Below are 20431 nucleotides of genomic sequence, written 5' to 3'. Positions count from 1 at the left end.
TTAATCATCTTTACGTAGTCCTAAGCCAAGATCATGCAATTTAGCTTTCACTTCTTCAAGTGATTTACGTCCTAAATTACGTACTTTGATCATTTCAGGTTCGGACTTATTCGTTAATTCTTGAACCGTGTTAATACCAGCGCGTTTCAAACAATTATACGAACGTACAGACAAGTCTAGTTCTTCGATGGTCATTTCCAACATTTTTTCTTTTTGAGTTTCTTCTTTTTCAACCATGATTTCAGCATTTTTAGCTTCATCAGTAAGATTTACAAAAATATCTAAATGTTCTGTTAAGATTTTTGCTGCAAGACTTAATGCTTCTTGAGCAATAATAGATCCGTCAGTCCAAATTTCCATCGTTAATTTATCGAAGTCATCACGACGACCAACACGCGTGTTTTCAACTTGGTAGTTGACTTTACGTACAGGTGTGTAAATAGAATCGACTGGAAGCACACCAATTGGCATATCTTCCTTTTTATTTTCGTCTGCTTGAACATAGCCTCGACCAGGTTTTACCGTTAGGCGAGCATGGAATGTTGCGCCTTCAGCAACAGTACAAATGTACATATCTTTATTTAAGATTTCAACGTCGCTGTCAACGATAATATCGCCGGCAGTTACCGTAGCTGGTCCAGTAATATCGATCTCAAGGGTTTTTTCTTCTTCCGCAAATAATTTCAACGCTAAACCTTTGATATTCAAGATGATTTGTACAACGTCTTCTCTTACACCTTTGATGGTTGAAAATTCGTGTAACACCCCATCGATTTGAATATTGGTAATGGCCGCGCCCGGTAAAGAAGAAAGTAGAATACGACGTAGAGAATTACCTAAAGTAGTTCCATAACCTCTTTCCAAAGGTTCAACAACGAACTTGCCATAATCTCTGTCTTCATCAATTTTTGTGATTCTTGGTTTTTCGAATTCAATCATTCTTGTCTTTTACCCCTTTCAAAACGAAAAGTGTCTTGTTCAATGACATTCCTGTAAAACTCATAGAGTTGGGCACTCATTAAACACGACGGCGTTTTGGAGGGCGGCATCCATTATGAGGTACTGGAGTCACGTCACGAATTGCTGTTACTTCTAAACCAGTTGCTTGCAATGAACGAATCGCTGCTTCACGACCAGAACCAGGTCCTTTAACAGTTACTTCAACACTTTTCAATCCATGTTCCATTGCAGCTTTTGTTGCAGTTTCAGCAGCCATTTGAGCAGCGAAAGGAGTTGATTTTTTACTACCTTTGAAGCCTAATGAACCTGCAGATGACCATGCGACAGCGTTACCGCTAGCATCAGTAATCATGATGATTGTATTATTGAAAGTCGAATGAATATGAGCAATACCTGTTTCAATATTCTTCTTCACACGACGTTTACGATTGACTTTCTTTGCTACCATGAAGATTTATACCTCCTTCACTAATTATTTTTTCTTGCCTGCAATAGCGCGAGCTGGGCCTTTACGAGTACGAGCGTTGTTCTTAGTGTTTTGTCCACGTGTAGGCAAGCCACGACGATGACGGATTCCACGGTATGAACCGATTTCCATCAAACGTTTGATGTTTAAGTTAGTTTCACGACGAAGATCGCCTTCAACTTTTAATTTATCAACTTCAGCACGGATAGCATCTGTTTGTTCATTCGTTAAGTCACGAACACGAACATCTTCAGAAACGCCTGCGTCGGCTAAAATTTGTTTCGCTGTAGTATTTCCGATACCGTAAATATAAGTAAGTGAAATTACCACGCGTTTATCACGAGGAATATCTACTCCTGCAATACGAGCCATACTTAATTACACCTCCAATTATCCTTGACGTTGTTTATGTTTTGGGTTTGCTGGGCAAATCACCATAACGCGTCCATTACGACGAATTACTTTACAATGTTCACACATTGGTTTTACTGATGGTCTTACTTTCATGATTATACCTCCTGAAGTTTTACGGAGTACAACTTACTTAAAGCGATAGGTAATGCGACCACGACTTAAATCATACGGAGAAAGTTCTACTGTAACTTTATCTCCAGGTAAGATTCGAATATAATACATCCGGATTTTACCAGATACGTGTGCAAGAACTTCGTGTCCGTTTTCCAATTCGACTTTAAACATTGCATTCGGCAAAGTTTCGACGACTGTTCCTTCGATTTCAATCATATCTTCTTTTGCCACGCAGAGTACCTCCTTGTAGTTGTTTCGCATTTTCACACGATAAAATGGCGGAAACTGCAGTTCCCACCCTAATTCTAAAGTTAACTCCTAAAAAAGCTAGAAGTCGGACTGACAAATTCTATCATAAAACATCGAACTTGGCAAGATAAACTGCATCTCAAGTCGGCAGGCAAAATTATTTTTTGATAATCTTTTCTACATCCGCAAATACGGCATCAATTTCACGATCTCCATCAACTGGATACAACAGACCTTCTTCATCATAGTAAGCTAAAATTGGTTCGCTGTTTTTAATGTTTACAGACAAACGGTTTTTAACAGTTTCTGGCTTATCGTCTTCACGTTGATAGAACTCGTGACCGCCGCAACGATCGCAAGTGTCTTCTACTTTCGTAGGGTTGAAGATTTTATGATAAGTTGCACCACAGTTGCGGCACATGAAGCGTCCTGCCAAACGTTCAACTAACACTTCTTCTGCTACTTGAATTTCAATAACAGCATCAATTTTTTTATTCAAGTCCGTCAACATTTCAGCTAATGCTTTGGCTTGATCTAAAGTACGAGGGAAGCCATCCAATAAGAATCCTTTATCTGTATCCTTTTGGGCTAAGCGTTCCTTCACGATACCGTTAGTAACTTCATCTGGAACCAAATCCCCTGCATCCATATATGATTTTGCTTTCAATCCGAGTGTTGTCTCGTTTTTGATTGCTTCTCGGAACATATCCCCCGTGCTGATGTGCGGAATATTGTACGTTGCAACAATTCTTTCTGCTTGTGTCCCTTTTCCTGCTCCTGGCAGTCCCATTAAGATCAGGTTCATTGCTTTCCCTCCTAAATATTCGAAGCGAGAACGGCGTTGAGGAAAACCCTCAACACACGAATCTACTCTTCATCCATGAATCCGACATAACGTCGTTTCAACATGAGTCCTTCTAGTTGTTTTGCAGTTTCTAATGCCACCCCAACAACGATCAAAAGACTTGTACCACCTAATCCAATTGATTGAGGCAGGTTCCAAACCATTTGCGCGATAATTGGAATCAAGGCAATCAATCCTAAGAAAATAGCACCGACTACACTTAAACGCATTAAAATTGCAGAAACATATTCTTCTGTTCCTTTACCTGGTCTTACACGAGGAATGTAACTTCCTTGTTTTTGTAAGTTCTCTGCTAATTTTTCAGGATTAACCTGGACAAATGCATAGAAGAAGGTGAAGGAAACAATTAGAACAGTATAAATCGCAGCACCTGGAACCGTGTTATAACTAAATAGTTTAGTTAACACATCGTACCAGCCTTCCGCGCTATATTTGCTAGCTAATGCTTGCAACACCGCGTTGGGTGTAGCAATGAATGAACTGGCAAAGATAACTGGAATAACTCCGGCAGCATTTACTTTTAATGGTAGATAACTACTTGTCGGTGCACCAACGACTTGTTTTGTATATTGAATTGGAATCTTTCTTTCCGCTTGTTGAAAGTACGTTACAAAAACGACGATCAATACAATAGCGACAAGTAAAATTACAACAAAAATGATTGATTTCCAAAGATCACTAGATTCGATATTGACGAAATAATCATCATAGATATCTTTGATACTTTGTGGCAACCGTGAAATGATCCCCGCAAAAATTATCATTGATACCCCATTACCGATTCCTTTTTCAGTAATCTGTTCTCCCAACCAAGTAACAAACATGGTACCTGCGGTAAGAATAAGCCCAATCGTAACGAACGTTTGAACATTACGGTTTGGCACAAATCCAAATTGTGCAAAATAATCAAAACCAGCTGTAATACTTACAGACTGAATGAAGGCTAGTACCAAAGTTAAATAGCGAGTGGCTTGATTTAACTTTTTACGACCAACTTCTCCTTGTTTAGACCATTCGACAAATTTAGGAATAATATCCATCTGTAAGAGTTGGATAACGATTGAAGCCGTGATATACGGGGAGACCCCCATCGAGAAGATCGAAAAGTTTTGCATTGCTGAGCCACTAACCATATTCAGCATTCTGAAAAATGGCATTTCACTCAACCCTTGCAGTCCTTGTGCATCGACTCCCGGTACGGTGATTTGCGCACCTAATCGGAAAACGAATAGCATTAAGACGGTAAACAAGATCCGTGATCGGATGTTCTGAACTTTGAATGAATCCTTTAAAAGTTTGAACATTAAATCACCTCGATTGAACCACCGGCAGCTTCAATTGTTTCTTGAGCATGTTTAGAGAATTTAGCTGCTTTAACGGTTAGTTTTTTGTCTAATGATCCGTTTCCTAAAACTTTGATTCCAGCTTTTTCATTTTTCACGATTCCAGCTTCGACTAAAGCAACAGGTGTTACTTCAGTTCCATCTTCAAAACGATTTAGGACATCTAAATTGATCACAGCGTATTCTTTACGATTCACGTTAGTAAATCCACGTTTTGGCAAACGACGGAATAAAGGAGTTTGACCACCTTCAAATCCTAGACGTACACCACCGCCTGAACGAGCCTTTTGACCTTTTTGACCACGTCCGGCTGTTTTTCCGTTACCTGATGAAGTACCACGACCAACGCGGTTGCGAACTTTACGTGAACCTTCGGCAGGTTGTAATTCATGAAGTTTCATTATATTGGGCACCTCCTTAGATTTTAATCATCATTGTTTTATTAAACTTCTTCTACGTCCACTAAATGAGACACTGTGTTAACCATGCCTTTGATTGCATCATTGGCAGGTTTAACAACTGTGCTGTTCATTTTTTTAAGACCCAACGCTTTAACAGTATCACGTTGGTTTTGAGGACGTCCGATAACACTGCGTTTTAAAGTAATTTTTAATTCAGCCATTTCTTTCGTCCTCCTTAGTTAGTTAAGTTTTCAACAGAGATGCCACGTAATTGTGCCACTTCTTCTGCTTTTTTCAATTGAGTCAAACCTTCAACAGTTGCACGAACAACGTTGATTGGTGTGTTTGAACCTAAAGATTTAGAAGTTACATCGGCAACCCCAGCTAATTCCAAGACGGCACGAACTGGTCCACCAGCAGCAACCCCAGCACCTTCAACGGCAGGTTTCATTAAGATACGTCCGCCGCCGAATACACCAATAACTTCGTGAGGAAGCGTAGTTCCTACCATTGGTACTTCGACTAGGTTTTTCTTAGCGTCTTCGATTGCTTTACGAATTGCTTCAGGTACTTCTTGAGCTTTACCTGTACCAAAGCCTACGTGGCCGTTCTTGTCACCGACAACTACTAGTGCTGCGAAACGTAGACGACGTCCACCTTTAACAACTTTAGTAACACGGTTGATCGCTACAACGCGGTCTTCTAATTCCAAATGTTTTGGATCGATATAAACCATGAATGGTGTTCCTCCTTCTCCTAAAATTCTAGTCCATTTTCGCGAGCTGCTTCAGCTAAAGCTGCTACACGGCCATGGTAAAGGTATCCACCACGGTCAAAGACTACTTTCTTAATACCTTTTTCTGAAGCACGTTCTGCTACTAATTTCCCAACAGCTTGTGCTTGTTCAGTTTTGTTTCCACCTGAAATTTCTTTATCCAAGGCAGAGGCACTTGCTAGCGTCACACCCGCTACGTCATCAATAATTTGAGCGTAGATGTTTTTGTTAGAACGAAAAACGTTCAAGCGTGGGCACTCAGCAGTACCAGAAATTTTTCCGCGAACGCGCATGTGGCGTTTTTGGCGTGTTTTATTCTTGTCTGGTTTTGTAATCACAATTGTCACCTCTTTAATTAAGCTGGCCTAAGCCGCGTGTAGGTTCGACCTACTATTTACCAGTTTTACCTTCTTTACGACGTACATATTCGCCAACATAACGAATACCTTTGCCTTTATAAGGTTCTGGAGGACGAGTTCCGCGGATTTTCGCAGCTAATTCGCCTACTACTTCTTTGTTTGATCCTTTAACCACTACTTGAGTGTTCGCAGGAACTTCGATTGTAACGCCTTCTGGAGCTACGATCTCAACTGGATGTGAATAACCAACGTTCAATACAAGTTTTGAACCTTGTAATTGTGCACGGTACCCAACCCCGATTAATTCTAATGCTTTTTGGAACCCTTCTGAAACACCAACAACCATGTTATTGAAGTTTGCACGAGTTGTTCCGTGGATTGTTTTCATTTCTTTGCTGTCGTTTGGACGAGTAAATGTTACTTCGTTTCCTTCGATGCTCATTTTGATATCAGAAGAAAAAGTACGAGTTAATTCACCTTTAGGTCCTTTAACAGTCACATCGTTCCCGTTTTGAGTTACTTCAACTCCAGCAGGTAAAACGACTAATTTATTACCAATACGGCTCACTTAAAGACACCTCCTCATGGATTGTTTGATCTTACCAAACGTAAGCTAGCACTTCGCCGCCGACGTTTTTACCTCTAGCTTCTTTGTCGGTTACTAAACCTTCAGAAGTAGAAATGATTGCGATACCTAAACCGTTTAATACTTTTGGTACTTCGTCAGCTTTGACATAAGCACGCAAGCCTGGTTTAGAGATACGTTTTAAGTTTGTGATAACACGTTCGTCATTTTTACCGTATTTAAGGAAAACACGGATCATGCCTTGTTTGTCATCTTCGATGTATTCAACATCACGTACGAAACCTTCACGTTTAAGGATTTCTGCGATGTCACGTTTGATTTTTGAAGCAGGTACTTCCACTGAATCGTGCTTTACCATGTTGGCATTACGAATACGAGTTAGAAAATCTGCAATTGGATCTGTCATGACCATTGAACTGTTTACCTCCTTTATGCGAGTTTATTTTACCAGCTAGCTTTCTTCACGCCGGGAATTTGACCTTTGTAGGCAAGTTCGCGGAAGCAAATACGGCAAAGATGAAATTTACGATAAACTGAATGTGGACGTCCGCAACGTTCGCAGCGAGTATACTCTTGCGTTGAATGTTTTGCTGGGCGTTTGTTTTTAGCAATCATTGATTTTTTAGCCAATTTTTTCGCCTCCTTGATTATTTTTGGAATGGCATTCCAAGTTGTGTTAATAATTCGCGAGATTCTTCGTCTGTTTTAGCAGTTGTAACAACAACGATATCCATACCACGGACTTTATCAACTAAATCATAATCTACTTCAGGGAAGATCAATTGTTCTTTCACACCTAAAGTAAAGTTACCACGGCCATCAAAGGATTTTTTGCTTACTCCGTGGAAGTCACGTACACGGGGAAGTGACACAGTCACTAATTTGTCTAAGAATTCGTACATTCTTTCTCCACGTAGTGTTACTTTCGCACCGATAGGCATTCCTTCACGTAAACGGAAACCAGCGATTGATTTTTTAGCTTTTGTGATAATTGGCTTTTGACCAGAAATCAAGGCTAATTCTTCAACAGCTTTGTCTAAGTTTTTTGCGTTTGATACCGCATCACCAACACCCATGTTGATGACGATTTTCTCAACTTTAGGAACTTCCATAATTGAATCATAGTTAAATTTTTCCATCAAAGATGGTGTAATTTCACTTACAAATTTTTCTTTTAGGCGGTTCATCTATAAGATCCTCCTTCCTTGTTTAATTATTTATCTAAAGCTTCGCCGGTTTTCTTAGAAACACGGACTTTCTTGCCGTCAACCATTTTATAGCCAACGCGTGTCGCTTCTCCATTTGAAGGGTCGATCACCATAACATTAGAAGCATGAATTGGTGCTTCTACCTCTACGATTCCGCCTTGAGGGGCTTCTTGAGAGGCTTTTTTATGTTTTTTCACGATATTGACGCCTTCAACAACGACTTTATCTTGTTTAGGAAGGGCTTCTAATACTACGCCTTCTTTATTTCTGTCTTTACCAGAGATAACTTTTACTTTATCGCCTTTTTTAACGAACATTACTGTTGCGCACCTCCTTTGGTTGAATCTTTCGATTATAATACTTCCGGTGCCAATGAAACGATCTTCATGAAATTGCCTTCGCGTAGTTCACGAGCGACAGGTCCGAAGATACGTGTTCCTCTTGGGCTCTTGTCATCACGAATGATAACAGCTGCATTTTCATCAAATTTGATATAAGAACCGTCAGTACGACGAGCGCCTGATTTAGTTCGAACGATAACGGCTTTAACAACCTCACCTTTTTTGACAACACCACCTGGCGTTGCTTGTTTAACCGTAGCAACAATCACATCACCGATATTTGCAGTTTTGCGACCAGATCCGCCGAGAACTTTAATAGTTAAAATTTCACGTGCGCCTGAGTTGTCCGCGATTTTTAAACGGCTTTCTGCTTGGATCACTTGTGTATCCTCCTTTCAGATTTAAAAAACATCTATATAGGAAAATCTCGTGTGATTAGATAATCACTGCTTTTTCAACGATTTCAACCAGACGGAAACGTTTGGTAGCTGATAATGGACGAGTTTCCATGATTTTCACGATATCGCCAATTTTTGCTTCATTGTTTTCATCGTGAGCTTTGTATTTTTTAGAATACTTCATACGTTTACCGTAGATTGGATGGTTCTTTTGGGTTTCAACGACAACAGTGATCGTTTTGTCCATTTTGTCAGATACCACGCGTCCTTGATAAACTTTACGTTGATTTCTTTCTTCAGTCATACTGGAATGGCCTCCTTCCACTATTTGTCAGCTTGTTCATGCAACACAGTTTTAATGCGTGCAATCGATTTACGTACTTCTTTAATACGTGCAGTGTTCTCTAATTGACCTGTTGCTAATTGGAATCTAAGATTAAACAATTCTTCTTTTAATTGTTTTTCTTGATCAATCATTTCGGCAGTGGTTAATTCTCTGATTTCTTTAACCTTCATTCGATTCACCACCCATTTCCTCACGTTTTACGATCTTAGTTTTCATAGGTAATTTGTGAGAAGCAAGACGTAATGCTTCACGAGCAACTTCTTCAGGTACGCCGGCGATTTCAAACATGATCTTGCCGCGTTTAACTGGTGAAACCCATCCTTCAGGAGCACCTTTACCTTTACCCATACGTACGCCGATGGCTTTAGATGTATATGATTTGTGAGGGAAAATTTTGATCCATACTTTCCCACCACGTTTCATGTAACGAGTCATGGCGATACGTGATGCTTCGATTTGGCGGTTAGTAATCCAATGTGATTCAACAGCTTGTAAGCCGAATTCACCAAATGCGATTTCTTTTCCACCTTTAGCTTCTCCACGCATTTTTCCGCGGAATTCACGACGGTGTTTTACACGTTTAGGTACTAACATGTCTATTTCCCTCCTTTCTTAGTGTTTTTCTTTGTAGGAAGAATTTCTCCACGATAAATCCACACTTTAACTCCTAGTTTTCCGTATGTTGTATTCGCTTCTTCCCAAGCGTAGTCGATGTCGGCACGCAATGTATGAAGAGGAACAGTTCCTTCAGAGTATCCTTCTGAACGAGCGATATCCGCACCATTCAAACGACCAGATACTTGAGTTTTGATTCCTTTAGCGCCAGAACGCATAGTGCGTTGGATCGCTTGTTTTTGTGCACGACGGAAAGCAACGCGGTTTTCTAATTGACGCGCGATTCCTTCGCCGACTAATTTAGCATCTAAATCTGGTTTTTTGATTTCAACGATGTTGATGTGAACTCGTTTACCAGTTAATTTATTCAATTCTTTTCTTAGGCTTTCGACTTCAGATCCGCCTTTACCGATAACCATACCAGGTTTGGCTGTGTGGATTGAAATATTCACACGGTTTGCAGCGCGTTCGATTTCAACAGTTGACACAGCGGCATCAGCAAGTTTCGTTGCGATGAACTTACGGATTCTCAAATCTTCGTGTAGAAATTCAGCATACTCTTTTTCGGCATACCATTTAGCATCCCACTCACGGATGATGCCTACACGCATTCCAATAGGATTTACTTTTTGACCCACTGATTATCCCTCCTTATTTTTCTGATACCACAACGGTGATGTGACTTGTACGTTTGTTGATTGGTGAAGCTGAACCTTTTGCACGTGGACGGAAACGTTTCATTGTTGGTCCTTCGTTAACAAATGCTTCAGAAACTACCAAGTTCTCAACATCTAAGTCAAAGTTGTTCTCTGCGTTAGCAACTGCGGACATCATCACTTTTTCGATGATTCCAGCAGATTTGTTTGGTGTGAATTTCAAGATTGAAATTGCTTCTGCTACGCTTTTTCCTCTAATAAGATCGATAACTAAACGTGCTTTACGAGGAGAAGTGCGAACTGTTTTTGCAGTTGCCTTAGCTGATGTAATTTGTTCTGCCATGTTAATATCCTCCCCTCAAAATTAACGTCTTGTTTTCTTATCGTCGGCGGCATGCCCACGATAAGTTCTTGATGGTGCAAATTCACCTAATTTATGTCCTACCATGTCTTCTTGGATGTAAACTGGCACATGTTTGCGTCCGTCATAAACAGCAATAGTAAATCCTACAAAATTAGGAAAAATTGTTGAGCGACGAGACCAAGTTTTGATAACTTTCTTCTTTTCAACACCTTGTTGCGCTTCAACCTTCTTCATCAAATGATCATCAGCGAAAGGTCCTTTTTTCAAACTACGACCCATGGTGTACCTCCTCTCAAAATATGCGACACATAGTCAATGATATTATTTAGTCTTACGACGTACGATAAGCTTGTCTGATGCAGCTTTCTTATTACGCGTTTTGTAACCCAATGCAGGTTGTCCCCATGGAGATACTGGCGCTTTACGTCCGACTGGAGCTTTACCTTCACCACCACCGTGTGGGTGATCGTTAGGGTTCATTACGCTACCACGTACAGTTGGGCGTTTGCGCATCCAACGAGAACGTCCAGCTTTACCAATGTTGATCAATTCGTGTTGTTCGTTACCAACAGAACCAATAGTTGCACGGCAAGTAGCTAAGATCATACGAACTTCGCCAGAATTCAAACGTACTAATACGTATTTTCCTTCTTTACCAAGTACTTGAGCACTTGTACCGGCTGAACGGATCAATTGTCCGCCTTTACCAGGTTTCATTTCGATGTTGTGAACAACAGTACCAACTGGAATGTTTTCCAATGGAAGAGTGTTCCCAATTTTGATATCTGCATCTGGTCCAGAAACAAGTTTCATGCCAACTTCTAAGCCTTTAGGTGCTAAGATGTAAGCTTTCACTCCGTCTGTATAGTGAACTAATGCAATGTTTGCTGAGCGGTTTGGATCGTATTCGATCGTTTGTACTGTAGCAACCACGTTATCTTTGTTACGTTTGAAATCGATAACACGGTATTGACGTTTATGTCCGCCACCTTGATGGCGTACAGTGATGCGACCGTTGTTGTTACGACCGGCGTTGTTTTTCAATGGTTGTAAAAGTGTCTTTTCAGGCACTGAAGTAGTGATTTCAGCGAAATCAGAACTTGTCATATTACGACGACCATTTGAGGTAGGTTTGTACTTTTTAATCGCCACGTCTAGTTTCCCTCCTATTTACTAGTGATTTTCTAACGCTTATTCAGCAGCGTCGAAAAGTTGAATTTCTTTTGAATCTTCAGTTAATGTCACAACAGCTTTGCGACGTTTTTTTGTGAAGCCTTGGTATTTACCCATACGTTTTGCTTTTGGTTTAGCATTCATAATGTTTACATTTTTTACTTTAACGTCGAAAGCAGCTTCAACCGCTTGTTTCACTAAAGTTTTATTCGCACGAGTGTCAACTTCGAAGGTATATTTCTTTTCGTCCATGTCTAACATAGATTTCTCAGTGATCACCGGGCGTTTAATTACGTCTAGTAAGTTCATTATGCAAGCACCTCCTCAATTTGAGTAAGAGCAGTTTGCGTTGCTAAGATTTTGTCATTAGCGACTACATCTAATACAGTAACGTTGTCTGAAGTAGTAACAGTTACATTTGATAAGTTACGAGCAGCTAAGCCTGCAACTTCGTTTTCTGTTTCTAAAACAACCAATACTTTAGAATCAATAGACAAGCTAGTTAAAACTTGCTTGAATTCTTTTGTTTTAGGTGCGTCAAAGCTTAAAGCATCAACAGCAACTAAGTTATTTTCAGCAACTTTTTCTGATAAAACAGATTTGATTGCTAAGCGACGAACTTTTTTAGGAAGTTTGTAGCTGTATGAACGTGGTGTAGGTCCGAAGACAACGCCACCTCCACGCCATTGTGGTGAACGGATAGAACCTTGACGAGCACGTCCAGTTCCTTTTTGACGCCATGGTTTGCGACCACCGCCACGAACTGCGCTACGATTTTTCACAGCGTGTGTTCCTTGTCTTAATGAAGCGCGTTGCATAACGATTGCATCGTAAACAACACTTTCATTTGGTTCAATTCCGAAGATTTCTTCATTTAAAGTGATGTCACCGTTTTGAGTTCCATCTTGTTTGAATAATGCTACAGTTGGCATTCCTTAGTTCCTCCTTTCCTCTAACTAATTATTTAGCTTTCACAGCTGATTTGATAGTGATTAATGATTTTTTAGCGCCAGGAACATTTCCCTTAACTAAGATAACGTTGCGGTCAGCGTCTACACGAACAACTTCAAGGTTTTGAATTGTTACGCGATCGCCGCCCATGCGACCAGCAAGTTTTTTATTTTTAAATACGCGGTTCGGTGCAACAGGACCCATAGATCCAGGACGACGGTGGTAACGAGAACCGTGGGCCATTGGGCCGCGGCTTTGTCCGTGACGTTTGATAACGCCTTGGAATCCTTTACCTTTAGTCGTTCCGGTAACATCAATGATGTCTCCAGCTTGGAAAGTATCAACTTTCACTTCTTTACCTACTTCATAGTCTCCTAGCTCAACATCTTTGAATTCTCGAATGAAGCGCTTAGGAGCCGTGTTTGCTTTTGCAACATGACCTTTCGCAGGTTTGTTAGACAAAACTTCACGCATATCTTGGTAACCTAATTGAACAGCTTCGTAGCCATCGTTTTCCATTGTTTTCACTTGTAAAACAACGTTTGGAGTAGCTTCGATAACAGTTACTGGAATAAGTTCACCAGATTCTGTGAAGATTTGAGTCATTCCCACTTTTTTCCCTAAGATTCCTTTGGTCATGATTACACCTCCATCTTCTTATTATAGTTTGATTTCAATATTCACACCTGATGGTAAGTCAAGCTTCATTAAAGCATCAACTGTCTTCGGTGTTGGGTTCACAATGTCAATTAGACGTTTGTGAGTACGCATTTCGAATTGTTCGCGTGAATCTTTGTATTTATGAGTCGCACGGATAACAGTGTAAAGACTGCGTTCAGTTGGTAATGGAATCGGACCAGACACGCTAGCTCCAGTTCTTTTTGCAGTTTCAACGATTTTATCCGCTGATTGATCTAAAATACCATGTTCATACGCTTTTAAACGGATACGAATTTTTTGTTTTGCCATCTTGTTCCCTCCTTCGCCTATTTTAAAAGTAGACATAGCTCCACGAAAATCTCCGTCACGCTCGTTCGTGGCAAAGCGTCCGGGCGTGTCGCAACCTCTCGTTTCAAAGCCGGCGGATTCATACTTGAACCCCCCAGTGTTATTCACACTCCTGTAAACAGCACCTTTATGATTATATTACATGGGGTCAATGATTGCAAGGATTTTCTAAGTGAATTTCGATTTTCTGTCAAATTTTCAGAAAACGCTCAATTATCGGTTGTATAGAATAAATGTGTTTCTTCTATAATAGTAGAAAACTCAATAATTTTGTTTCAAACGTTGATAAAACTTCTTTGCAAAAGTACGGGCGTCACCTGGCCATCGTGCGGACACATAATTGCGGTCTTCAACCACAAAGGCTGGTCCCTCATTCTCCAAGGAATCACGATTCATTGACAAACTTCCCGATTGAAATTGACGTACGTTTTTCAGGACTGATTTTACTTCATCCTCTACAGTGATTGAATAGGTTCGATAGTAATCCTTCAACCACAATGCTGTTAGGTAATATGCACCCATTTCCTGAACTTTAAGCAACGACGTTGTTTCATAATCATAAAGGACGGATTTATTTGTTTTCGAATTGATCGATCTAGCAGCTAAAACAGTCCCATGACAGATAGCACCAACTGTTTTTTCGGTTAAAAAGAATTCAGAGACTTTCTCTTGCAAAACTTGAGATTCCAAGTATGTCTTCATACCTTTATCATGCCCTCCTGGCAGCAGAATTCCTTCAAAGTCGCTTGGATAAATATCAGCGTAACGAAGCGGCCGCTTGAAGGATTCGCTTGCGATCATCCTACGATAATTAGTCAAAGCATTCGAATCTGCCATGAGGAATTTTTTTAATGGTCCAAATCCTCTTCCAGTAAGCAATCGTTCATCGGCAGACGCCATTTGACCATCGGGTGTCGCAAAAACGATTTCTACTCCCTGCTTGTCTAGATAGTCCCATGGAACAGCAGCTTCTGTCGGATCGAAGCCATAGTGGGGTACAGGAATAACAATCACATTCATCATCCTTCCGATTTTCCTTCTGCCATCGTACTAAAATTTCTTTCAGATATAAACTGATAACCATTGGAATTCCCAGCTCTCTTAACACTATCAGAAAAGCTTGCTGCAGGAGTATCTTTTCAGGATCACAAAAAAAGAGTCACCGGAAATCCGGTGACTCTTTACGTCCGAGCATAAATTATTAATTGATTGTAGAGTTGATTAAGCTTTGATTGTAGTTACAACGCCTGAACCAACAGTACGTCCGCCTTCACGAATAGAGAAACGAGTTCCATCTTCGATCGCGATTGGGTGGATTAATTCAACTTCCATAGTTACGTTATCACCAGGCATTACCATTTCAGTGCCTTCTGGTAGATCAACTACACCAGTTACGTCAGTTGTACGGAAGTAGAACTGAGGACGGTAGTTAGTGAAGAATGGAGTGTGACGTCCGCCTTCTTCTTTAGTTAAAACGTAAACTTCTGCAGAGAATTTTGTATGTGGAGTGATTGAAGCTGGTTTAGCCAATACTTGTCCACGTTGGATGTCTTCACGTGCAACACCACGTAATAATGCACCAATGTTATCGCCAGCTTCAGCGTAATCTAACAATTTACGGAACATTTCAACACCTGTAACAGTTGTTTTAGCAGTTGCTTCAGCGATACCTACGATTTCAACTTCGTCACCAACGCGAACTTGTCCACGTTCAACACGACCAGTTGCAACAGTACCACGACCAGTGATTGAGAATACGTCTTCGACTGGCATCATGAATGGTTTGTCAGTATCACGAACTGGTGTTGGGATGTATTCGTCAACAGCAGCCATTAATTCTAAGATTTTTTCTTCGTATGAAGCGTCGCCTTCTAAAGCTTTCAAAGCTGAACCTGCGATAACTGGAGTGTCGTCGCCTGGGAAGTCGTATTCTGTTAATAGGTCACGAACTTCCATTTCAACTAATTCAAGTAATTCTTCATCGTCAACCATATCCATTTTGTTTAAGAATACAACGATGTAAGGAACACCAACGTTACGAGATAACAAGATGTGTTCACGAGTTTGAGGCATAGGGCCATCAGCAGCAGAAACTACTAAGATAGCTCCGTCCATTTGTGCAGCACCAGTGATCATGTTTTTAACGTAGTCCGCGTGTCCTGGGCAGTCAACGTGAGCATAGTGACGGTTTTCAGTTTCGTACTCAACGTGAGCAGTGTTGATAGTAATACCACGTTCGCGTTCTTCAGGAGCTCCGTCGATTTGCGCGTAGTCCATAGCTTGTGCTCCGCCTTGTTTAGCAAGTACAGTTGTAATTGCAGCAGTTAAAGTAGTTTTACCATGGTCAACGTGTCCGATAGTACCAATGTTAACATGGGGTTTTGAACGGTCAAATTTTTCTTTAGCCATTTAAAATGTTCCTCCTAAGTAAATGAGTTTAGTTTTTTTATCTGATAGGTCCGTACCACAACAGCAGTACGAGCCCATATCATCAGTTAATTATTTTACATGAAACGTTGTTAAAAATACAGTTCTTTTAGAAAAGCTGTAAAAAACAGCTAATTCTTAAAAATTAGTCGGCTTTACCGCCATTTTTCTTAATAATTTCTTCTTGAACTGATTTAGGTACATCTTCATAGTGGTCAAAGACCATCATGAATGTTCCGCGTCCTTGAGTAGAAGAACGAAGCGTTGTAGCGTAACCAAACATTTCAGCTAACGGCACAATTGCGTTAACGATTTGCGCGTTACCATGTGCTTCCATTCCTTCAACACGTCCACGACGAGCAGTTACATGACCCATAACATCACCTAAGTAATCTTCTGGAACTGTGATTGTAACTTTCATCATTGGTTCAAGGATCGATGGGCTAGCTTTCTTCGCAGCCGCACGTAGAGCCATAGAGGCAGCTACACGGAAGGCTGTTTCATTTGAATCGACATCATGGTATGAACCATCATAAAGCTTCGCTTTGATATCAACCAATGGATAGCCAGCTAATACACCGTTTGCCATTGCGTCTTCTAATCCTTTTTCAACTGCTGGAATGTATTCACGAGGAACCACACCACCAACGATTGCGTTTTCGAATTCGAAGCCGGCACCTTCTTCGTTTGGCGTAAATTCGATCCATACGTGACCGTATTGACCTTTACCACCAGACTGACGTACGAATTTACCTTCTGCATTGGTAGCAGCACGGAATGTTTCACGATAAGATACTTGAGGCGCACCTACGTTAGCATCCACTTTAAATTCGCGACGCATACGGTCGACTAAAACGTCCAAGTGAAGTTCACCCATACCAGCGATAACAGTTTCGCCAGTTTCAACGTTTGTTTCAACGCGGAATGAAGGATCTTCTTCAGCAAGTTTTTGTAAAGCAATACCCATTTTATCTTGGTCAGCTTTTGATTTAGGTTCAACAGCGACTTCGATAACTGGATCAGGGAATTCGATTGATTCTAAGATAACCGGTGCATCTTCAGCACAAAGAGTATCTCCAGTTGTTGTATCTTTCAATCCAACAGCGGCAGCGATATCTCCTGAGTAAACAGTATCGATTTCTTTACGTGTATTCGCGTGCATTTGCAGAATACGTCCGATACGTTCACGTTTGCCTTTAGATGCATTCAATACGTATGAACCAGAGTTTAAAACGCCTGAATAAACACGGAAGAATGTTAAACGACCTACGAATGGGTCAGTCATAACTTTGAACGCTAGTGATGAGAATGGTGCAGAGTCATCAGCTGGACGTTCTGTTTCTTCGTCTGTTTTAGGGTTGAACCCTTGGATCGCTTTAACGTCAGTTGGCGCTGGAAGATAGTCGATGACTGCATCCAGCATCAATTGAACACCTTTGTTTTTGAAGGCTGATCCACAAAGAACTGGGTAGAAGTCTACAGATAGAGTAGCGTTACGAATTCCTGCTTTTAATTCTTCGTCGGTGATTTCTTCACCTTCTAAGAATTTCATCATTAGGTCTTCGTCAGTATCAGCAACAGCTTCTACTAATTTTTCACGCCATTCTTCAGCTAATTCTTTATACTCTTCAGGAATTTCAGTCTCTTGGATTTCAGTTCCTAAGTCGTTTGTGTAGATTTCAGCTTTCATTTTAACTAAGTCGATGATACCAGTGAAGTCATCTTCAGCACCAATTGGTAATTGGATTGGATGAGCATTCGCTTGTAAACGATCGTGTAAAGTGCTTACTGAGTAAAGGAAGTCCGCACCAATTTTGTCCATTTTATTACAGAATACAATACGAGGTACTTGATATTCTGTCGCTTGACGCCAAACAGTTTCTGTTTGTGGTTCTACACCTGATTGTGAGTCCAATACAGTTACTGCGCCATCAAGAACACGTAATGAACGTTGTACTTCGATTGTGAAGTCCACGTGTCCTGGAGTATCGATAATGTTTACGCGGTGACCCTTCCATTGTGCTGTAGTAGCAGCAGAAGTGATCGTGATACCACGTTCTTGTTCTTGTTCCATCCAGTCCATTTGAGAAGCGCCTTCGTGCGTTTCGCCGATTTTATGGATTTTACCAGTGTAATACAAGATACGCTCTGTTGCTGTAGTTTTACCTGCATCAACGTGGGCCATGATACCGATATTACGAGTGTTTTCTAGAGAAAATTCTCTTGCCATTTCTTTGTTTGCTCCTCTCTTAAATTAAATTTAACATTGTCTGATCGTTTTTCCGCTGACGATCGCCAGCAGAAAAAATCTTACCAACGATAATGAGCAAATGCACGGTTGGCTTCCGCCATTTTGTGTGTATCTTCGCGTTTTTTCACAGAAGCGCCAGTGTTGTTAGCGGCATCCATGATTTCTTTCGCTAAGCGTTCTTCCATTGTGTGTTCCCCACGCAAACGAGCGTAGTTTACAACCCACCGAAGACCTAAAGTAGTACGACGTTCTGGACGTACTTCAACGGGTACTTGATAGTTAGAACCCCCAACACGGCGAGCTTTAACTTCTAATACAGGCATGATGTTTTCCATTGCTTGTTCGAAAACTTCCAATGGGTCATTTCCTGTTGATTCTTTAATAGTGCTAAAAGCGTTGTATACAATATTTGAAGCAGTTCCACGTTTCCCGTCAACCATTACACGGTTGATCAAACGAGTTACTAGCTTAGAGTTATACATAGGATCAGGCAAAACGTCACGTTTTGCGATAGTTCCTTTACGAGTCATACGTAACTCCTCCTTCCGAAAATATGTCTTATCTATTCGTTTGATTAAGCTTTAGGTTTTTTAGTACCGTATTTAGAACGGCTTTGTTTACGATCGTTAACACCGGCAGTATCTAGTGCGCCACGAACGATATGGTAACGTACCCCTGGTAAGTCTTTTACACGACCACCACGTAATAGAACAACACTGTGTTCTTGTAGGTTATGGCCGATACCTGGAATATAAGCTGTTACTTCGATCAAGTTTGACAAACGAACACGAGCATATTTACGCAATGCTGAGTTGGGTTTCTTAGGTGTCATAGTCCCCACACGTGTACAAACTCCACGTTTTTGTGGTGAGTTCACGTTTGTTTGAGCTTTTTTAAAGCTGTTATATCCTTTGTTCAATGCTGGTGAATTTGATTTTTCCACCTTTGATTTACGAGGTTTACGTACTAATTGATTAATTGTAGGCATTCCTTGTTTCCTCCTTCCTCGATTCGCTTTCTAGTACCACACATCCTGGTGGTTCTTTTTCAGCGATAAAAAATAATGCATCCCTGCATTCTCTATCAAGCGTACTTCGACACAGTCAGCACGTCTCAGTCGAGAGACCTGTTCACAAAGCACCTTTGATAGCATACCATGATTGATTTTTACTGTCAACAAACTATTTAGACTTTTTTCTTCTTTTAGAATAAAGACGTTCTTTCTGTGAAATTCGTCCAGATAAGAGAAATCTTATTTCCATCCAAAAATTTTTTATTCCTTGAAATGACAATAAATAAAACGCCTTCACTTTTTTGGTCTTTTTTACTTAAAAGGCTATCTTTTTTCTTTTTTTACTATTACAATGAACGTAACTTAACAAAAGGTGGGATTTCTCAATGAATCTAAAAGAGTTAGTTGGAGTCGAGGCAGCAAAATTTGTCAAAGACGGAATGGTCGTTGGATTAGGCACTGGATCGACTGCCTATTATTTAGTAAAAGAATTGGGTCGCAGAGTGAACGAAGAAGGCTTGAAGATCACGGGTGTTGTGACGTCTTCAAAAACAGAAGAGCAGGCGAAGGAATTAGGTATTCCCTTAAAAGCAATTGACGATGTAGAATCCGTTGATATTACTATTGATGGCGCGGATGAAATCAGTGATGACTTCCAAGGAATCAAAGGTGGCGGTGCCGCCCTGCTTTTCGAGAAAGTAGTCGCAACTTACTCAAAGGATTGTATCTGGATCGTTGATGAAAGTAAAATGGTTCCTAAGTTGGGGGCATTCCCTCTTCCTGTAGAAGTCGTCCCATTTGGAAGTCGCAACGTTTTCCGTTTGTTTGAATCCAAGGGATACAATCCTACATGGCGTATAAATGACGAAAACGAACGATTGATAACGGACGGCGGACACTACATCATCGACCTTCACTTAGAAGTGATCGAAGACCCGCACGCGCTCGCATCTGAGTTGGACACGTGTGTCGGTGTTGTTGAACACGGTTTGTTCATTGATATGATTTCACGAGTAATCGTCGGTACACCAGAAGGACCCAAAATTTTAGAGGTTCCTTTAAAGTAATTTGATTAAAAACCCTTTAAAGCTCACGATTTGGCAAAAAACACGCTCAATTTAATGGAAATCATGGCAGAAACATTGTACA

General features: G+C 40.6%; 34 protein-coding genes. 1 reads left to right on the top strand and 33 read right to left on the bottom strand.

Annotation, left to right across the window (positions count from 1 at the left end):
• From A5868_RS01550 to rpsL, 33 genes are all read right to left on the bottom strand, one after another.
• Complete coding sequence (locus tag A5868_RS01550; protein WP_010747196.1) at window positions 1-939, bottom strand: DNA-directed RNA polymerase subunit alpha; 939 nt, start codon at window positions 937-939, stop codon at window positions 1-3.
• Window positions 940-1018: 79 nt separating this feature from the next.
• Window positions 1019-1408: a 30S ribosomal protein S11 gene (rpsK, locus tag A5868_RS01545; protein ID WP_010742774.1), complete on the bottom strand. Its 390-nt coding sequence runs from the start codon at window positions 1406-1408 to the stop codon at window positions 1019-1021.
• A 24-nt stretch (window positions 1409-1432) separates the two neighbouring features.
• Entirely contained in the window at window positions 1433-1798 is a 366-nt protein-coding gene (gene rpsM / locus A5868_RS01540) for a 30S ribosomal protein S13 (RefSeq protein WP_010747198.1), read from the bottom strand.
• 18 nt (window positions 1799-1816) lie between these two features.
• Window positions 1817-1933: a 50S ribosomal protein L36 gene (gene rpmJ, locus A5868_RS01535; RefSeq protein ID WP_010742772.1), complete on the bottom strand. Its 117-nt coding sequence runs from the start codon at window positions 1931-1933 to the stop codon at window positions 1817-1819.
• Window positions 1934-1966: 33 nt separating this feature from the next.
• Window positions 1967-2185 carry a translation initiation factor IF-1 gene (gene infA, locus A5868_RS01530; RefSeq protein WP_010742771.1) on the bottom strand — a complete coding sequence of 73 codons (219 nt, stop codon included), beginning with the start codon at window positions 2183-2185 and terminating at the stop codon, window positions 1967-1969.
• Between the two features lie 175 nt (window positions 2186-2360).
• The gene (locus A5868_RS01525) at window positions 2361-3008 is read right to left on the bottom strand and encodes an adenylate kinase (RefSeq protein ID WP_086305827.1); all 648 of its coding nucleotides are present in this window, start codon (window positions 3006-3008) and stop codon (window positions 2361-2363) included.
• Window positions 3009-3070: 62 nt separating this feature from the next.
• Window positions 3071-4372, bottom strand: coding sequence for a preprotein translocase subunit SecY (gene secY, locus A5868_RS01520; protein ID WP_010782046.1), 1302 nt, complete (start codon window positions 4370-4372; stop codon window positions 3071-3073).
• A complete protein-coding gene (rplO, locus tag A5868_RS01515; RefSeq protein ID WP_010782047.1) occupies window positions 4372-4812 on the bottom strand; it encodes a 50S ribosomal protein L15 in 441 nt (146 codons plus the stop codon). Before rplO ends, secY begins: the two co-directional genes overlap by 1 nt.
• A gap of 41 nt (window positions 4813-4853) precedes the next feature.
• Window positions 4854-5033 carry a 50S ribosomal protein L30 gene (gene rpmD, locus A5868_RS01510; RefSeq protein ID WP_010782048.1) on the bottom strand — a complete coding sequence of 60 codons (180 nt, stop codon included), beginning with the start codon at window positions 5031-5033 and terminating at the stop codon, window positions 4854-4856.
• A 14-nt stretch (window positions 5034-5047) separates the two neighbouring features.
• Complete coding sequence (rpsE, locus tag A5868_RS01505) at window positions 5048-5548, bottom strand: 30S ribosomal protein S5 (protein ID WP_086305828.1); 501 nt, start codon at window positions 5546-5548, stop codon at window positions 5048-5050.
• Window positions 5549-5568: 20 nt separating this feature from the next.
• Window positions 5569-5925 carry a 50S ribosomal protein L18 gene (gene rplR / locus A5868_RS01500; protein ID WP_010782050.1) on the bottom strand — a complete coding sequence of 119 codons (357 nt, stop codon included), beginning with the start codon at window positions 5923-5925 and terminating at the stop codon, window positions 5569-5571.
• A gap of 52 nt (window positions 5926-5977) precedes the next feature.
• Window positions 5978-6514, bottom strand: a complete 537-nt coding sequence (gene rplF / locus A5868_RS01495; protein ID WP_010782051.1) for a 50S ribosomal protein L6 — start codon at window positions 6512-6514, stop codon at window positions 5978-5980.
• 31 nt (window positions 6515-6545) lie between these two features.
• Window positions 6546-6944: a 30S ribosomal protein S8 gene (rpsH, locus tag A5868_RS01490; protein WP_010747206.1), complete on the bottom strand. Its 399-nt coding sequence runs from the start codon at window positions 6942-6944 to the stop codon at window positions 6546-6548.
• A 32-nt stretch (window positions 6945-6976) separates the two neighbouring features.
• A complete protein-coding gene (locus tag A5868_RS01485; protein ID WP_028020384.1) occupies window positions 6977-7162 on the bottom strand; it encodes a type Z 30S ribosomal protein S14 in 186 nt (61 codons plus the stop codon).
• Window positions 7163-7179: 17 nt separating this feature from the next.
• A complete protein-coding gene (rplE, locus tag A5868_RS01480) occupies window positions 7180-7719 on the bottom strand; it encodes a 50S ribosomal protein L5 (protein WP_010782052.1) in 540 nt (179 codons plus the stop codon).
• A gap of 26 nt (window positions 7720-7745) precedes the next feature.
• Window positions 7746-8057 (bottom strand): 50S ribosomal protein L24, encoded by a 312-nt coding sequence (rplX, locus tag A5868_RS01475; RefSeq protein WP_010782053.1) that lies wholly within the window; start codon window positions 8055-8057, stop codon window positions 7746-7748.
• 35 nt (window positions 8058-8092) lie between these two features.
• Window positions 8093-8461 carry a 50S ribosomal protein L14 gene (rplN, locus tag A5868_RS01470; protein WP_010782054.1) on the bottom strand — a complete coding sequence of 123 codons (369 nt, stop codon included), beginning with the start codon at window positions 8459-8461 and terminating at the stop codon, window positions 8093-8095.
• Between the two features lie 55 nt (window positions 8462-8516).
• Window positions 8517-8783: a 30S ribosomal protein S17 gene (rpsQ, locus tag A5868_RS01465; protein ID WP_010782055.1), complete on the bottom strand. Its 267-nt coding sequence runs from the start codon at window positions 8781-8783 to the stop codon at window positions 8517-8519.
• A 20-nt stretch (window positions 8784-8803) separates the two neighbouring features.
• Window positions 8804-8995 (bottom strand): 50S ribosomal protein L29, encoded by a 192-nt coding sequence (rpmC, locus tag A5868_RS01460; RefSeq protein WP_010782056.1) that lies wholly within the window; start codon window positions 8993-8995, stop codon window positions 8804-8806.
• Window positions 8985-9419, bottom strand: coding sequence for a 50S ribosomal protein L16 (gene rplP, locus A5868_RS01455; RefSeq protein ID WP_010742757.1), 435 nt, complete (start codon window positions 9417-9419; stop codon window positions 8985-8987). The genes rpmC and rplP overlap by 11 nt, the downstream gene beginning before the upstream one ends.
• A 2-nt stretch (window positions 9420-9421) precedes the next feature.
• Window positions 9422-10078, bottom strand: a complete 657-nt coding sequence (gene rpsC, locus A5868_RS01450; protein ID WP_010782057.1) for a 30S ribosomal protein S3 — start codon at window positions 10076-10078, stop codon at window positions 9422-9424.
• Between the two features lie 13 nt (window positions 10079-10091).
• Window positions 10092-10439: a 50S ribosomal protein L22 gene (rplV, locus tag A5868_RS01445; RefSeq protein WP_010742755.1), complete on the bottom strand. Its 348-nt coding sequence runs from the start codon at window positions 10437-10439 to the stop codon at window positions 10092-10094.
• A 21-nt stretch (window positions 10440-10460) separates the two neighbouring features.
• Window positions 10461-10739, bottom strand: a complete 279-nt coding sequence (rpsS, locus tag A5868_RS01440) for a 30S ribosomal protein S19 (RefSeq protein ID WP_010782058.1) — start codon at window positions 10737-10739, stop codon at window positions 10461-10463.
• A gap of 42 nt (window positions 10740-10781) precedes the next feature.
• Window positions 10782-11612, bottom strand: a complete 831-nt coding sequence (gene rplB, locus A5868_RS01435) for a 50S ribosomal protein L2 (protein ID WP_010782059.1) — start codon at window positions 11610-11612, stop codon at window positions 10782-10784.
• Window positions 11613-11651: 39 nt separating this feature from the next.
• Window positions 11652-11942 carry a 50S ribosomal protein L23 gene (locus A5868_RS01430; protein ID WP_010782060.1) on the bottom strand — a complete coding sequence of 97 codons (291 nt, stop codon included), beginning with the start codon at window positions 11940-11942 and terminating at the stop codon, window positions 11652-11654.
• A complete protein-coding gene (rplD, locus tag A5868_RS01425; protein WP_010782061.1) occupies window positions 11942-12565 on the bottom strand; it encodes a 50S ribosomal protein L4 in 624 nt (207 codons plus the stop codon). The genes A5868_RS01430 and rplD overlap by 1 nt, the downstream gene beginning before the upstream one ends.
• Before the next feature lie 28 nt (window positions 12566-12593).
• Complete coding sequence (rplC, locus tag A5868_RS01420; protein WP_010782062.1) at window positions 12594-13223, bottom strand: 50S ribosomal protein L3; 630 nt, start codon at window positions 13221-13223, stop codon at window positions 12594-12596.
• Window positions 13224-13244: 21 nt separating this feature from the next.
• Entirely contained in the window at window positions 13245-13553 is a 309-nt protein-coding gene (gene rpsJ / locus A5868_RS01415) for a 30S ribosomal protein S10 (protein ID WP_010756438.1), read from the bottom strand.
• A gap of 300 nt (window positions 13554-13853) precedes the next feature.
• Entirely contained in the window at window positions 13854-14615 is a 762-nt protein-coding gene (locus tag A5868_RS01410) for a type 1 glutamine amidotransferase domain-containing protein (protein ID WP_086305829.1), read from the bottom strand.
• A gap of 198 nt (window positions 14616-14813) precedes the next feature.
• Window positions 14814-16001, bottom strand: coding sequence for an elongation factor Tu (tuf, locus tag A5868_RS01405; RefSeq protein WP_010782064.1), 1188 nt, complete (start codon window positions 15999-16001; stop codon window positions 14814-14816).
• Window positions 16002-16164: 163 nt separating this feature from the next.
• Entirely contained in the window at window positions 16165-18249 is a 2085-nt protein-coding gene (gene fusA / locus A5868_RS01400) for an elongation factor G (protein WP_086305830.1), read from the bottom strand.
• Window positions 18250-18329: 80 nt separating this feature from the next.
• Complete coding sequence (gene rpsG, locus A5868_RS01395; RefSeq protein ID WP_010782066.1) at window positions 18330-18800, bottom strand: 30S ribosomal protein S7; 471 nt, start codon at window positions 18798-18800, stop codon at window positions 18330-18332.
• 44 nt (window positions 18801-18844) lie between these two features.
• Window positions 18845-19258: a 30S ribosomal protein S12 gene (gene rpsL, locus A5868_RS01390; protein WP_010742744.1), complete on the bottom strand. Its 414-nt coding sequence runs from the start codon at window positions 19256-19258 to the stop codon at window positions 18845-18847.
• Window positions 19259-19668: 410 nt separating this feature from the next.
• Here rpsL and rpiA point away from each other — a divergent pair, with 410 nt between their 5' ends.
• A complete protein-coding gene (gene rpiA / locus A5868_RS01385; protein WP_086305831.1) occupies window positions 19669-20349 on the top strand; it encodes a ribose-5-phosphate isomerase RpiA in 681 nt (226 codons plus the stop codon).
• Window positions 20350-20431: the final 82 nt, after the last annotated feature.

Source organism: Enterococcus sp. 12F9_DIV0723, from assembly GCF_002174375.1.
Classification (GTDB): domain Bacteria; phylum Bacillota; class Bacilli; order Lactobacillales; family Enterococcaceae; genus Enterococcus_A; species Enterococcus_A gilvus.
Note: the sequence above shows the minus strand (reverse complement) of the source record. Positions and strands in the feature narration are given on the sequence as shown.

Coding starts and splice junctions, on each gene's coding strand:
- A5868_RS01550 (WP_010747196.1), bottom strand. CDS start 939: ATGATTGAATTCGAAAAACCAAGAATCACAAAAATTGATGAAGACAGA.
- rpsK (WP_010742774.1), bottom strand. CDS start 1,408: ATGGTAGCAAAGAAAGTCAATCGTAAACGTCGTGTGAAGAAGAATATT.
- rpsM (WP_010747198.1), bottom strand. CDS start 1,798: ATGGCTCGTATTGCAGGAGTAGATATTCCTCGTGATAAACGCGTGGTA.
- rpmJ (WP_010742772.1), bottom strand. CDS start 1,933: ATGAAAGTAAGACCATCAGTAAAACCAATGTGTGAACATTGTAAAGTA.
- A5868_RS01525 (WP_086305827.1), bottom strand. CDS start 3,008: ATGAACCTGATCTTAATGGGACTGCCAGGAGCAGGAAAAGGGACACAA.
- secY (WP_010782046.1), bottom strand. CDS start 4,372: ATGTTCAAACTTTTAAAGGATTCATTCAAAGTTCAGAACATCCGATCA.
- rplO (WP_010782047.1), bottom strand. CDS start 4,812: ATGAAACTTCATGAATTACAACCTGCCGAAGGTTCACGTAAAGTTCGC.
- rpmD (WP_010782048.1), bottom strand. CDS start 5,033: ATGGCTGAATTAAAAATTACTTTAAAACGCAGTGTTATCGGACGTCCT.
- rpsE (WP_086305828.1), bottom strand. CDS start 5,548: ATGGTTTATATCGATCCAAAACATTTGGAATTAGAAGACCGCGTTGTA.
- rpsH (WP_010747206.1), bottom strand. CDS start 6,944: ATGGTCATGACAGATCCAATTGCAGATTTTCTAACTCGTATTCGTAAT.
- rplE (WP_010782052.1), bottom strand. CDS start 7,719: ATGAACCGCCTAAAAGAAAAATTTGTAAGTGAAATTACACCATCTTTG.
- rplX (WP_010782053.1), bottom strand. CDS start 8,057: ATGTTCGTTAAAAAAGGCGATAAAGTAAAAGTTATCTCTGGTAAAGAC.
- rpsQ (WP_010782055.1), bottom strand. CDS start 8,783: ATGACTGAAGAAAGAAATCAACGTAAAGTTTATCAAGGACGCGTGGTA.
- rpmC (WP_010782056.1), bottom strand. CDS start 8,995: ATGAAGGTTAAAGAAATCAGAGAATTAACCACTGCCGAAATGATTGAT.
- rplP (WP_010742757.1), bottom strand. CDS start 9,419: ATGTTAGTACCTAAACGTGTAAAACACCGTCGTGAATTCCGCGGAAAA.
- rplV (WP_010742755.1), bottom strand. CDS start 10,439: ATGGCAGAACAAATTACATCAGCTAAGGCAACTGCAAAAACAGTTCGC.
- rpsS (WP_010782058.1), bottom strand. CDS start 10,739: ATGGGTCGTAGTTTGAAAAAAGGACCTTTCGCTGATGATCATTTGATG.
- A5868_RS01430 (WP_010782060.1), bottom strand. CDS start 11,942: ATGAACTTACTAGACGTAATTAAACGCCCGGTGATCACTGAGAAATCT.
- rplD (WP_010782061.1), bottom strand. CDS start 12,565: ATGCCAACTGTAGCATTATTCAAACAAGATGGAACTCAAAACGGTGAC.
- rplC (WP_010782062.1), bottom strand. CDS start 13,223: ATGACCAAAGGAATCTTAGGGAAAAAAGTGGGAATGACTCAAATCTTC.
- rpsJ (WP_010756438.1), bottom strand. CDS start 13,553: ATGGCAAAACAAAAAATTCGTATCCGTTTAAAAGCGTATGAACATGGT.
- A5868_RS01410 (WP_086305829.1), bottom strand. CDS start 14,615: ATGATGAATGTGATTGTTATTCCTGTACCCCACTATGGCTTCGATCCG.
- tuf (WP_010782064.1), bottom strand. CDS start 16,001: ATGGCTAAAGAAAAATTTGACCGTTCAAAACCCCATGTTAACATTGGT.
- fusA (WP_086305830.1), bottom strand. CDS start 18,249: ATGGCAAGAGAATTTTCTCTAGAAAACACTCGTAATATCGGTATCATG.
- rpsG (WP_010782066.1), bottom strand. CDS start 18,800: ATGACTCGTAAAGGAACTATCGCAAAACGTGACGTTTTGCCTGATCCT.
- rpsL (WP_010742744.1), bottom strand. CDS start 19,258: ATGCCTACAATTAATCAATTAGTACGTAAACCTCGTAAATCAAAGGTG.
- rpiA (WP_086305831.1), top strand. CDS start 19,669: ATGAATCTAAAAGAGTTAGTTGGAGTCGAGGCAGCAAAATTTGTCAAA.